We start from the raw sequence: 11,479 nt of genomic DNA on the forward strand, positions 1-11,479 counted from the left end.
GATGTCCCCGTGCCTTCCTCCGCGAGCCGGGCATCCGCGCGGCGCGACCGTATGGAGTGACCCCATGCCGACCACCAGCGGACAGCCGGACGGCGCCCCCGGGCCGGCACCGGCCTCCGGTGCGGCACCCGGGCGCGCCGCGGGATCCGCCCCCGTGGCCGCGCCGCCGCCCGTCACCGTCGCGCGCGGCGAGCCGGACTTCCCCGTACCGCCCGAGGACATCGTCGCCGCGGCCCGTACCGCGCCCGACCACTGGCTGTCCGTGACCGACCGGCACTGGCTGGGCGCGAGCGACGACGAGCCCCCGCCCCCGTGGGCCGTGCTCGGCCGCTGGCGCAGCAACGCACGGGGCCGGATCGTCTCCTGGGAGGCCAACCCGGACTACCGGCCCTCGCCCGCCGCGCTCGGCTGGGCCCCGCCGGTGGACGACGCCGACGCCGCCCTGCATCTGGCCGCCACCGGATACGGTCCGGACGAGGACGTCGCCGAGGCGATCGCGGAAGCCGGCACCGTGGCCGTGTGCGTCGCCGAGGACGGGGAGCCGGCATGGACCCGGATACCCGGGGGCGCCCACGCGGTGCCCGTCTTCGCACCGCCGCCGGGGGCGCCGGCGGACCGGATGCCGGCGCACGTGGTGATGACGCTTCCCGCTCTCCTCGACCGGCTGCCGTCCGGCCGTGACGTGCTCCTCCTCAGCCCGTCGGCCCCGGCCTCGCTGCTCCTCCCGGCGGGCGGACTGCGTGAGCTGTGGCAGCAGACGTCCGGTGCGTCCGTGGACCGGGTCCGGTCCACCGGGCGCTCCCGCACCGATTCAGGTACCCCCAGCAAGCGAGGCCAAGATGAGTGAGTCCGGCGCCGAACCCCCCGCCGCCCCCCAGGATCCCGTACCCCCCGAGGAGTTCGTCCAGGCCGCCCGGCTGGCACCCGACCACTGGCTCTACCTGTCCGATCCGGCCTGGCAGGGGGACGGCCCGCCGCCGGAGTGGGCCGTGGTCGGCCAGTGGCGTTCCGACTCCGAGGGCGAGATCGTCGAATGGGAGGACAACGAGGACTACAGGCCCTCACCCGAGGCGATGGGGTGGCCGGAACCCGCTGACGACGTGGACCGTGCGATCCAGCTCGCCACCACCGGGTACGGCCCGGTGGAGGACGTCACCTCGGCCCTGGCCAGGACCGAGGTCGCGGTGCTGATCACGGCGGACGGCGAGCCGGTGAGCGCGTCGGCGTCCGACGGCACGGCGGTGGTGCCGGTCTTCACCTCCCCCCGCCACCTCCAGGCCGCCGGGCAGCTGGGCTTCGAGCGGATGCCGGTGACGGACCTGCTCGGGCGCGTTCCCTCCGGTCACCACCTCTGCCTCAACAGCACAGCCGCCGTGAGCATGGTGCTGGCCGTGGACGGGCTGGCGGAGACGCTGCGCGACGCCGTGACGCCGCCGAGCGCCACACCGGCGGACGGCTGAACTGCTGAACTGCCGGACGGTTGAACGGCCGAACCGCTGAACCACTGACGGACACCGGTGCGCCGACCGGGCCGCCCGGACGGGGCGGTACTCGCCTTCGGCTGTCAGCTGTCCGCTGCCCACGCCCGACGTCACCGTCAGGTCTCCGGCCGGACGCTCCCGGACGGCCGTGTCCACTGCTGCGCCGCAGCGGTGGACACGGCCGTGTGCGGCGGGGGTCAGGGCTGGAGGGGCATCGTCCAGCAGTTGGATGTGGCGGGCTTGCCGGAGAGGCGGTCGGTCAGCCAGGAGATCGCGTCGCCCTGGTCGGTGACGAGGGGCACGAGGTGATTCGTCAGGATCTTGTCGCCGAGGTTCGGCAGCTTGACGGCTTCGTAGGTGATGTCGGCGCCCTTGCCGCACCAGTCGACGGCCAGCTGCCTGGCCTGGGCGTGGGGAACGATGTCGTCCTGGACGCCGGTCGCCAGACGCACCGGGCCGGCGGGCTGGAGTCCGCCGATGCGCTGCTTGTCCAGGGCGGCCTTCGCGCGGGGGTCGGCCGCGATGATGTCCCCGATGGACCGGCCGTCGGTGGTCCACTTGCTGCTCCTGGTGAAGCCGTAGCCGAAGAGCGCGTCGCCGACACACATGGTCGACGCGTCCTTGAGCGCGGCCTTTCCGGCGTCGCTGATGTGCGCGTCGACGACCGCCCGCAGGTCGGGGTCGGACTGGGCGAATCCGCTGATCGACCAGGCGAGCGCCCCGGCGAGCGCGCTGCCGTCGATGCCCTTCATCACCGAGGTCAGGTCTGCCGGCGGCGCGCCGGAGTACGTGCCGGCGAGCGGGACGTCGGGTGCGTAGGAGGGCTGGAGTTCGGCGGCGGCCGCGCTGGCACCGCCGCCCTGGCTGTAGCCGTACAGGCCGGTGCGTGACGCCGCGGTGACCGAGGCCCCGGGCACGGCGCGGGCGGCGCGGGCCGCGTCCAGCAGGGCGTGCGCCTGGTCGAGCCGGTTGACGTAGGTGTGCAGGCGGTCGGTGGTGCCCAGGCCGACGTAGTCGGTGACGACGACCGCCGCCCCGGTGGCCAGGATCCGGTAGACCGCCAGGGCCTCGTAGCCCACGGACACCGTGTCGCCCTTGAGGGTGAGCGGGTGTTGCAGGGCGAAGGACGGCGCGCACTGGTCGCCCTGGCCCATGGTGCCCGAGGCCAGCGCGACCAGGGGGCGCGGGCCACCGCCCTTCCAGGCGGCCGTGGGTTCGATGTAGGCACCGGTCACGGCGACGGGCAGTCCGGCCGAGTCGGTGGACCTGTACATCAGACGGGTCGCGGTGCCGGGCATGGGGCGGCCGTCGAGGCCGGGGATGGACAGCCCGAGAGGCAGGGCCTCGGTGCGGATCAACGCGCCGTTGACCGGGGGGAGTTCGGCCGGAGGGGTGTAGAACGCGGGGATGGTGACGCCGCGCGACACGATCGGTGGCTCCGTCGCCGCGGAGGCGGGTACCGCCGACAGGCCGGCGCAGACGGCGCCCGCGGCCACGAGGCCGGCCAGCAGGCGCCGGCCGGGTGGTGTGCCGCGGCGGCCCTTCCGCGCGGGCCGCGCGGAAGCCGGGTCCACGGGGGAGGTGTCACGGGAACGGACTCTCTTGCGGCTCATGCTGCGCTCCTCGGTGTGGGCTGGGTGATCGTGTCGATGCCGTGCGCGGTGACGGCGGCCGCCTCCCGCCGGGCCGTGGGCGCCGGCCGCAGCGGGGCGAGCGCTCCGTCGAGGACCTGGGTGGTGGTGCGGCCCGAACGCATGCGTCCCGGCCGTCGTACGCCATGTGCCGTGTGGCCCAACGGTGTTACTCGCTGGTCACTTACGGCAGCGTAGGTCTACGTGTCACGCAGTGACAAGACGTCGGCATGCGTCATTTCTCGGTGGCTGGCTATGCTGCGGTCACCGGGAGAGAGGGGGCGGGGGCGATCGTGCGCGAAGCGCCGTCCGTGGAACACGGGCCGACCACGCAGACGGATGCCAGGCCGTCGCTCGCGCAGCGGCGCAAGGAGGCCCTCCGCTTCGAGATCGCCGCCGAGGCGGTCCGTCTGTTCGCCGCACAGGGCGTCACGGCTACGACGGGTGAGCAGATCGCCCAGGCGGTGGGCATCTCCGCCCGCACCCTGTGGCGTCACTTCCCCACGAAGGAGAGCTGCGTACTGCCGCTCCTCTCGGCTGGGCTCGAGTCGGCCATCGACCAGCTGGGCGACTGGCCGCCGGACACGGGTCTGCTGGACTTCTTCACGGGGCTCTGCCGCACCGGCGTACTGCCCGCCGCGGCCCCCGTCATCCTCGACCTGATCCGCATGACCTCCACCGACCCGGCCCTCCGCGCCGTCTGGCTCCAGGCGCACGACGACGCCCTGCCCGTCCTCGGGGAACTCCTCGCCCGTCGCACCGGCGGCAGCCCCGGCGACCTGCGGATCAAGGTGCACGCGGCGACGCTCAACGGTGCGCTGCGCGCGGCGGCGGAGGACTTCGCCCACCGGTACGGCGACGATCCCGACGCGGCCGGGAGCGAGATCGCCGCGTGCCTCCTCGACGCCCTGCGCGCGGCCTCGGAGGGCCTGCCCTACTGACGGCCCGCACCGACGGCCCGCACCGACGGCCCGCACCGACGGCCCGCACCGACGGCCCGCACTGACGGCCCCCACCGACGGCCAGGACCGCCGGTCCTCCGGAGTCCTCCGGGACGGCACCCCCGGCGTGTGGTGGGTACGGCCCGCGCCGTCGTGCGCTTTGATCGGTGCAGGGAAGCGTCGCGCGGTGCGCGCCGGCCAGGCAACAGAACGTCATCGGAGCACTCGGCATGACTGAGGAAGAGTCCGGCACCCCCCACTGGCTGTTCGGCGACCAGCTCGGTCCCCATTTCGTCGATCCGGCGCGCGGCGGCCCGCACCGGGACGCCCCGCTGGTGATGATCGAGTCCCGCGGCGTCTTCCGCCGGCGGCGGTTCCACCGGGCCAAGGCCCACCTGATCCTCTCGGCCATGCGCCACCGGGCCGCCGAACTGGGCGACCGCGTGCGGTACGTCAAGGCCGACACCTACCGCCAGGGCCTGCGCGAGGCGGTGGGGGAGGGCCGGGTGACCGTGCACCACCCCACCTCCCACGCGGCCGACGCCTTCGTACGCTCGCTGCCCTCGGTACGGGTCCTGCCGGCGCGCGGCTTCCTGGTGACGCACGACGAGTTCCGCACGTGGGCGGACGGCCGGGGAACGAAGCACCTGAGGCAGGAGGACTTCTACCGGTGGGTCCGCGGGACGCACGACCTGCTGATGGAGGGTGACGGTCCGGCGGGCGGCCGGTGGAACCTCGACCACGACAACCGGCAGCCCCCGCCCCGAGGCTCCACCGACCTGGGAGTACCGGCGCCCTACCACCCCCGGGAGAGCGAGATCGACGACGAGGTGCGGTCCGACCTCGACCGGTGGGCGCGCGACGGGGACGTCCGGTTCGTCGGCGAGGACGCGCCCCGCCGCTTCCCCGCCACCCGCCGGGAGGCACTCGCCGGACTCCGCCGGTTCGTGGAGCACCGGCTCGCCACGTTCGGCGCGTACGAGGACGCGATGCTCGCCGGGGACACGACGATGAGCCACAGCCTGCTGTCCTCGTCGCTCAACCTCGGCCTGCTGGACCCCGCGGAATGCGTCGAGCGGGCCGAGGCGCGGTGGCGGTCGGGCGACGTGCCGCTCAACAGCGCCGAGGGATTCGTGCGCCAGATCGCCGGATGGCGCGAGTTCGTCTGGCACGTGTACTGGTACTTCGGCACGCGCTACCGCGAGAGCAACGCCCTGCGCCACCACGAACCGCTGCCCGCGTGGTTCACCGAACTCTCCTCGGACGCCACCGACGCGAACTGCCTCTCCCACGTCCTGGACCAGGTCCGGACGACGGGCTGGACCCACCACATCCCACGCCTGATGGTGCTGGGCAGTCTCTCCCTGCAACGCGGATGGGACCCCCGCGCCGTCACCGACTGGTTCCACCGCAGCTTCGTCGACGGCTACGACTGGGTCATGGTCCCGAACGTCGTGGGCATGTCGCAGTACGCCGACGGTGGCCGTATGACCACCAAGCCCTACACGTCCGGCGGCGCCTACATCGACCGCATGAGCGACTTCTGCGGCTCCTGCCGGTACAAGCCGTCCGTACGGGTCGGCGGGGACGCCTGCCCCTTCACCGCCGGCTACTGGAACCTCCTGCACCGCCACCGCGACCGGTTCGAGCACAACGCGCGGATGACCCGGGCGGTGCGCGGCCTGGACAGGCTCACCGACCTCGACGAGCTGCTGGAGCAGGAGCGCCACCGCGAGGACTGAGATCCTGGGGGACGGGGACGTCGTGCGCGGCCCCCGTCGCAGCGCGGAAGGGAAAGGACGGGCACATGGAACGGCCGGCGGCGGAACCCCCCTCGGGTGAGTCCGGACAGGAAGCCCTCTTCGGGTGGGAGGACACCGCCCCCCCGCAGCCCCCGCAGCCGTTCAGGGACAGCCCGCAGGCCCGTCGGCTGCTCGACGTGCGCGAGGTCTACGCGGAACCCGCCGCCCTGGACTCGCCGCGGGGCCGGCAGATCATGGCCCGGCTGCCCGGGGTCCGCGTGACCGAGATCGCCGGCCACTGGGGCATCCCCTCCCTCCACGGCAACGACGGCAACATCGCCCGCTGGGTACGGATCAAGAACGGAACGCTGGTCCTCGGGGTCAAGCAGACGCTCCGCACCCGCCCCAACGGCCGGTCGGCCGACTGGATCGCCCCCGGCACCTCCAACGGGTGCGCGATGGCCTGCGCCTACTGTTACGTCCCCCGCCGCAAGGGCTACGCGAACCCGATCACGCTGTTCACCAACATCGAGGCGATCGTGGCCCACGTCCGCCGCCACGTGAGGGCGCAGGGCCCCAAGCCGGAGCCCAACCAGTGCGACCCCCTGGCCTGGGTCTACGACATCGGCGAGAACGGGGACTGCTCCGTCGACGCCCTGGTCAGCGACAACACCGCTGATCTGGTCGCCGCCTTCCGCGGACTGCCGACGGCGAAGGCGTCCTTCGCCACCAAGTTCGTCAACCCCGACCTCCTGGCCCTCGATCCCCAGGGGCGCACCAGGGTCCGCTTCTCCGTCATGCCGCCCGACGACGCCCGGCTGCTGGACATCCGCACCAGCCCGGTCCACGAGCGGATCGCGGCGGCGGCCGACTTCCTCGACGCCGGGTACGAGGTCCACTTCAACCTCTCGCCGGTCGTCCTGCGCCCGGGGTGGCAGAGGGACTGGGCCGACCTGTTCACCCACCTCGACGACGTGCTGCCCGCCCGGGTGAAGGAGCAGGCGGCGGCCGAGATCATCATGCTGACCCACAACCAGGGGCTGCACGAGGTCAACCTCGGCTGGCATCCCCGTGCCGAGGAACTGCTGTGGCAGCCGGCCGCCCAGGAGACCAAGCGCTCGGAGAACGGCGCCCTCAACATCCGTTACGCCCGGGAGATCAAGCAGCGCTCCCTGACGCGTATCCGCGAACTGCTGGCAGCGCACGCGCCGTGGCTGCGGGTCAGGTACGCCTTCTGACGCCCGCGTGGACGCGGCACGCGGCGACTCCGGCGCGAGGAGCCCCGGACGGAACGGGTCCGTGGCTTCCGCGCGGCAGGTCCGCACGGGTACGTCCTGTATAGGCTCACCCCCATGCTGAGACTCGGAATGCCCGTCATCGGCGTCACGGACGTCCCTCGCGCGGTGGCCTTCTGGACCGCCGCCCTCGACCTGGTCGCCACCGAGGAACGGGCCAGCGAGACCTGGCGGACGCTGGAGCACGCCGACGGTTCCGGCCGTGCCCTCGGGCTGCTGCGCAGCGCGTCCCCGGCAGAGCCGCGCCCCCGGGTCCACCTGGACCTCTTCGCCGGGACGCGGGAGGAACAGCGGTCGGAGATCGAGCGGTTGACCCGCCTCGGTGCGCGAACCCTCGACTGGGACTCCTACCCGCCGGACCCCGACTTCGTCGTCCTCGCCGACCCCGACGACAACATCTTCTGCGTGGTGAACCTGAGCCACGCGGCCGAAGCCGGCGGCCGGCCCGGGGACTGATCGCGCCGGACCTCGGACCGGCGCACGGACAGACCGAAGGGCTCAGCCGCACCACGGGACGGATGCCGGACCCGTCCGGGTGCACCCGCGCCACGGACGGGACGTACGCCCGCCCGGCTCCGGCAGCGCTCGGGCGCGCGAAAACCGCTACCGCGGCGGGGGGAGGAGAGGGAGACTCGGCTCATGTCAGACATGGCGTCCTTCCGGGCAGCGGTCACCGCATGGGCGGCCGGTGGTCCCGGCGACCCCGCGCGGGAGCTGGCCCTGAGCGTGCCCGTCCGGGCGGTCGTCCTGCTCGAAGGCCCGAGCGACGTCGCCGCGGTGGACGCGCTGGCCGCGAGCCGTGGCCGGGACCTCGCGGCCGAGGGGGTCTGCGTCCTGCCGATGGGCGGCGCGATGAGCGTCGGGCGCTTCGCGCACCTCCTGGGACCGACCGGTCTCGGCCTTCGGCTCACGGGGCTCTGCGACGAGGCGGAGCGGGGTTACTACACCCGGGGCCTGGAGCGCGCCGGCGTGGCGGAGCAGACGTTCTTCGTCTGCGCGGCGGACCTCGAGGACGAACTGATCCGCGCGCTGGGTGTGGCCCGGGTGGAGGAACTGGTCGGGGTGGAGGGCGATCTGCGCGCTCTGCGGACCTTCCTGAACCAGCCGGCACAGCGTGGCCGCACCGCGCAGCAGCAGTTGCGGCGCTTCTTCGGCACCAAGAAGGGCCGCAAGATCCACTACGGCCGTGTCCTCGTCGAGGCCCTCGATCCGGCCCGCGTCCCGGCCCCGCTCGACGGCCTGCTCGCCGGTCTCTGACCGCCCGGCGGCACTCCCCGTCCGCACGGGCCCTCCGGCCGCGCACGGGGACCGGTGTCGACCACGGGCGCCCCGCCGGATCACCCCGGCGGTCCCGCCCTCCCCTGTCCCGGATCCGCGCTTCGGCACGTCCGTGTCCGCCCGACCTCCGGTGTTCGCATTCCGTGCAGGTGCTGTGTCCGCCTCGAAGTTGCCTGCTCGTAACCCTTGACGCTGCCCTTCGGCGAAAACTACGTTTTGTCTCGCGGAAATCAACTTCCACTTTATGGAAACCTCTGAAAACTCTCTCGGTCGCCAGGGCCCGTGGCGCGCAGCCTTCTCCGAAGTAGGCCGTCGACAGGCCTGGTTGCGACCCCTAGCGAATACTCGAGGGTTGATCGATGACTGCTGTGGAGGGCATGCCGCCGGGAACGGCCACCGGGGACACCCGGGCCGACGGGGGCGACGGAGCCACCAGCTCCGTGCTGTACACCTACGACCTGGCCCCGACGAAGAAGCAGGGGCGCCGCTGGGGCGCCTACAACGTGTTCACCCTCTGGGCCAACGACGTGCACAGCCTCGGCAACTACGCCTTCGCCATCGGCCTGTTCGCGCTCGGCCTGAACGTGTGGGGCATCCTGGCGGCCTTCGCGCTCGCCTCGGTCCTGCTCTTCCTGCTGCTGACGCTGTCCGGCTTCATGGGACACAAGACGGGCGTCCCCTTCCCGGTCATGAGCCGCATCGCGTTCGGCATCAGGGGCGCGAAGATACCCGCCGCGGTCCGCGGCATCGTCGCCATCGCCTGGTTCGGCATCCAGACCTACCTCGCCTCAGCGGTCCTGAGCGCCCTTCTCATCGCGATGTTCCCCGGACTCCGCGGACTCGACTCGAACTCCCTGCTCGGGCAGTCGACCCTCGGCTGGATCTCCTTCCTCTCCCTGTGGGCCCTCCAACTCCTCATCGTGAGTTACGGGATGCAGATGATCCGGAGGTACATGGCCTTCGCGGCACCCACGACCCTGATCACCATGCTCGCCCTCGCGGTGTGGATGTTCGTACGTGCCGACGGCTCGATCTCCCTGTCCGTGGACGCTCCGCTCACCGGGGGAGCCATGTGGCTGCAGATCCTCCAGGCGGCCGCCCTGTGGGTGGTGATCTACGGGACGTTCGTCCTGAACTTCTGCGACTTCACACGGTCCGCCAGGAGCCGCGGCTCCATCGTCCGCGGCAACGTGATCGGCATCCCGCTGAACATGCTCTTCTTCGCCGTCATCGTGGTGGTCCTCAGCGGGGCGCAGTTCAAGCTCGACGGGCACGTCATCACGAGCCCCACGGACATCGTCCGCACCATCCCGAACATGGTCCTCCTGGCGACGGCCTCGCTGGCCCTCATCGCCCTGACCGTCGCGGTGAACCTGCTGGCCAACTTCGTCGCCCCTATCTACGCCCTCATCGACCTCTTCCCGCGCCGGCTGAACTTCCGCCGGGCAGGTGTGGTGAGCGCGGTCGTCGGGCTGGTGATCCTTCCGTGGAACCTCTACAACAGCCCGATCGTCGTGAACTACTTCCTCGGCGGGCTCGGCGCTCTCCTCGGACCGCTCTTCGGCGTGATCATGGCCGACTACTGGCTGCTGAGGAAGTCCCGGATCAACGTTCCCGACCTCTACAGCGAGGACCCGCGGGGCGAGTACCACTACAGCCGGGGCTTCAACCCCCGTGCCGTCGCCGCCTTCGTCCCCGCCGCTGCCGTCGCCGTCGTCGTCGCCCTCGTGCCCTTCTTCCATGCCGCCGCCGGATTCTCCTGGTTCGTCGGCGCCCTCCTCGCCGCCGTGTTCTACGCCCTGATCGCGGACCGGGGCGCACAGATCCGGGACGTGGACGGCGAGTCCATCGCCGTCGCCGCCGAATGAACCACCGAACCGAAGGCCGCCCCATGCGCATCCTCGTCGTCAACGTCAACACCACACAGTCGATCACCGACTCGATCGGCGAGCAGGCGGCCGGTGCCGCGTCGCGTGGCACCGAGATCGTCCCGCTGACACCCTCCTTCGGAGCGGAGTCCGTCGAAGGCAACTACGAGAGCTACCTGGCCGCCGTCGCCGTGATGGAGACCGTCCGCGCCTACCCGGAACCCTTCGACGCGGTGATCCAGGCCGGTTACGGCGAGCACGGCCGGGAAGGGCTGCAGGAACTGCTCGACGTCCCCGTCGTCGACATCACCGAGGCCGCCGCCAGCACCGCCCAGTTCCTCGGCCGCACCTACTCCGTCGTCACGAGCCTCGACCGCACGGTCCCGCTGATCGAGGAGCGCCTCCACGCCGCCGGTCTGCGTGCGCGCTGCGCCTCCGTGCGGGCCAGCGGGCTGGCCGTCCTGGACCTGGAACGGGACGAGGAGGCGGCCGTCGAGGCGATAGTCGAACAGGCCGCCCAGGCAGTGGAGATCGACCGGGCGGAGGTGATCTGCCTCGGGTGCGGAGGGATGTCCGGCCTCACCGAACGCGTCGTCGAGCGCACCGGGGTCCCCGTCGTCGACGGTGTGAGCGCGGCGGTGACGATCGCCGAGTCCCTTGTCCGCCTCGGGCTGACCACGTCGAAGGTGCGCACCTACGCACCGCCGCGTCCCAAGCGCATCGTCAACTGGCCCCCGCAGGCCGGCTGACACGGCTCCCGCGGGACCGCGGGCCGCAGAAGGCGTGGAGGCCGGTCGTCGGCCGCCACGGGTAACGAGTTCGGAAGAGGAGGGCCCCTAGGTGCCCGAAGTACAGCTGGTGTTGCGTTCGACGCGTGTCGTCACCCCCGAGGGGATCCGGGCGGCTGCGGTGTTCGTCGCGGGTGGGGAGATCGAGGGGGTGCTGCCGTACGACGCGGTGGTGCCGGCCGGGGCCCGTGTGGTGGATGTCGGTGGCGATGTGGTGATGCCGGGGCTGGTGACCACGACGGTGGGGAATCTGCGGGTGAAGCAGGATGTGGCGCGGTCCAAGGCGCATGTGGATGTGGGGTTCTGGGGTGGTGCGCTGCCCGGCAACGTCAAGGTCGGGGGTGGAGGAGTTTCCGGAGCTGGACCAGGAGCAGTTGGCCCGTTCGATGGCGGAGATCGCGGGGTTCGGTGGGCTGCTGATCGTGCACGCGGAGGATCCGGAGCATCTGGCCGGG

11 protein-coding genes and 1 pseudogene are annotated in these 11,479 nt (G+C 72.2%); 10 read left to right on the forward strand and 2 right to left on the reverse strand.

Annotated elements, in window-relative coordinates; genetic code table 11:
- Nucleotides 1-64 precede the first annotated feature (64 nt).
- Together IA22_RS0125590 and IA22_RS0125595 are read left to right on the forward strand one after the other, a co-directional pair.
- Complete coding sequence (locus IA22_RS0125590) at nucleotides 65-847, forward strand: type VII secretion system-associated protein (RefSeq protein ID WP_030124964.1); 783 nt, start codon at nucleotides 65-67, stop codon at nucleotides 845-847.
- Nucleotides 840-1,460, forward strand: coding sequence for a type VII secretion system-associated protein (locus IA22_RS0125595; protein WP_015579112.1), 621 nt, complete (start codon nucleotides 840-842; stop codon nucleotides 1,458-1,460). Before IA22_RS0125590 ends, IA22_RS0125595 begins: the two co-directional genes overlap by 8 nt.
- 218 nt (nucleotides 1,461-1,678) lie before the next feature.
- Here the strand turns inward: IA22_RS0125595 and IA22_RS0125600 are convergent, their stop codons facing one another.
- Both IA22_RS0125600 and IA22_RS36845 read right to left on the reverse strand, forming a co-directional pair.
- Nucleotides 1,679-3,094 carry a lipase family protein gene (locus IA22_RS0125600; RefSeq protein ID WP_030124965.1) on the reverse strand — a complete coding sequence of 472 codons (1,416 nt, stop codon included), beginning with the start codon at nucleotides 3,092-3,094 and terminating at the stop codon, nucleotides 1,679-1,681.
- Nucleotides 3,091-3,237: a hypothetical protein gene (locus tag IA22_RS36845; RefSeq protein WP_157840938.1), complete on the reverse strand. Its 147-nt coding sequence runs from the start codon at nucleotides 3,235-3,237 to the stop codon at nucleotides 3,091-3,093. Before IA22_RS36845 ends, IA22_RS0125600 begins: the two co-directional genes overlap by 4 nt.
- A gap of 186 nt (nucleotides 3,238-3,423) precedes the next feature.
- Between IA22_RS36845 and IA22_RS0125610 the strand changes: the two genes are divergently transcribed.
- The 8 genes and pseudogenes from IA22_RS0125610 to IA22_RS35420 form a co-directional block, all read left to right on the forward strand.
- The gene (locus IA22_RS0125610; protein ID WP_030124966.1) at nucleotides 3,424-4,053 is read left to right on the forward strand and encodes a TetR/AcrR family transcriptional regulator; all 630 of its coding nucleotides are present in this window, start codon (nucleotides 3,424-3,426) and stop codon (nucleotides 4,051-4,053) included.
- A gap of 230 nt (nucleotides 4,054-4,283) precedes the next feature.
- Nucleotides 4,284-5,795, forward strand: coding sequence for a cryptochrome/photolyase family protein (locus tag IA22_RS0125615; protein WP_030124967.1), 1,512 nt, complete (start codon nucleotides 4,284-4,286; stop codon nucleotides 5,793-5,795).
- 65 nt (nucleotides 5,796-5,860) lie between these two features.
- The gene (locus IA22_RS0125620) at nucleotides 5,861-7,033 is read left to right on the forward strand and encodes a spore photoproduct lyase family protein (RefSeq protein WP_015579117.1); all 1,173 of its coding nucleotides are present in this window, start codon (nucleotides 5,861-5,863) and stop codon (nucleotides 7,031-7,033) included.
- A gap of 114 nt (nucleotides 7,034-7,147) precedes the next feature.
- Nucleotides 7,148-7,546 (forward strand): VOC family protein, encoded by a 399-nt coding sequence (locus IA22_RS0125625; RefSeq protein ID WP_030124968.1) that lies wholly within the window; start codon nucleotides 7,148-7,150, stop codon nucleotides 7,544-7,546.
- A gap of 183 nt (nucleotides 7,547-7,729) precedes the next feature.
- Entirely contained in the window at nucleotides 7,730-8,347 is a 618-nt protein-coding gene (locus IA22_RS0125630) for a TOPRIM nucleotidyl transferase/hydrolase domain-containing protein (protein ID WP_015579120.1), read from the forward strand.
- Between the two features lie 398 nt (nucleotides 8,348-8,745).
- Nucleotides 8,746-10,236 (forward strand): NCS1 family nucleobase:cation symporter-1, encoded by a 1,491-nt coding sequence (locus IA22_RS0125635; RefSeq protein ID WP_106972224.1) that lies wholly within the window; start codon nucleotides 8,746-8,748, stop codon nucleotides 10,234-10,236.
- A gap of 23 nt (nucleotides 10,237-10,259) precedes the next feature.
- On the forward strand, nucleotides 10,260-10,985 hold the full coding sequence (locus tag IA22_RS0125640) for an aspartate/glutamate racemase family protein (protein ID WP_014153533.1): 726 nt from the start codon (nucleotides 10,260-10,262) through the stop codon (nucleotides 10,983-10,985).
- A 91-nt stretch (nucleotides 10,986-11,076) separates the two neighbouring features.
- Nucleotides 11,077-11,479 (forward strand): annotated as a pseudogene (locus tag IA22_RS35420) (allantoinase AllB); the annotation flags it as partial.

The sequence above is a fragment of the Kitasatospora papulosa genome (assembly GCF_000717245.1).
Taxonomy (GTDB): Bacteria; Actinomycetota; Actinomycetes; order Streptomycetales; family Streptomycetaceae; genus Streptomyces; species Streptomyces papulosus.

What these genes read in the sequence shown, in the direction of transcription:
- IA22_RS36845 (WP_157840938.1), bottom strand. Translation starts at nt 3,237, where the DNA reads ATGCGTTCGGGCCGCACCACCACCCAGGTCCTCGACGGAGCGCTCGCC.
- IA22_RS0125630 (WP_015579120.1), top strand. Translation starts at nt 7,730, where the DNA reads ATGTCAGACATGGCGTCCTTCCGGGCAGCGGTCACCGCATGGGCGGCC.
- IA22_RS0125640 (WP_014153533.1), top strand. Translation starts at nt 10,260, where the DNA reads ATGCGCATCCTCGTCGTCAACGTCAACACCACACAGTCGATCACCGAC.
- IA22_RS0125600 (WP_030124965.1), bottom strand. Translation starts at nt 3,094, where the DNA reads ATGAGCCGCAAGAGAGTCCGTTCCCGTGACACCTCCCCCGTGGACCCG.
- IA22_RS0125625 (WP_030124968.1), top strand. Translation starts at nt 7,148, where the DNA reads ATGCTGAGACTCGGAATGCCCGTCATCGGCGTCACGGACGTCCCTCGC.
- IA22_RS0125620 (WP_015579117.1), top strand. Translation starts at nt 5,861, where the DNA reads ATGGAACGGCCGGCGGCGGAACCCCCCTCGGGTGAGTCCGGACAGGAA.
- IA22_RS0125615 (WP_030124967.1), top strand. Translation starts at nt 4,284, where the DNA reads ATGACTGAGGAAGAGTCCGGCACCCCCCACTGGCTGTTCGGCGACCAG.
- IA22_RS0125590 (WP_030124964.1), top strand. Translation starts at nt 65, where the DNA reads ATGCCGACCACCAGCGGACAGCCGGACGGCGCCCCCGGGCCGGCACCG.
- IA22_RS0125635 (WP_106972224.1), top strand. Translation starts at nt 8,746, where the DNA reads ATGCCGCCGGGAACGGCCACCGGGGACACCCGGGCCGACGGGGGCGAC.
- IA22_RS0125595 (WP_015579112.1), top strand. Translation starts at nt 840, where the DNA reads ATGAGTGAGTCCGGCGCCGAACCCCCCGCCGCCCCCCAGGATCCCGTA.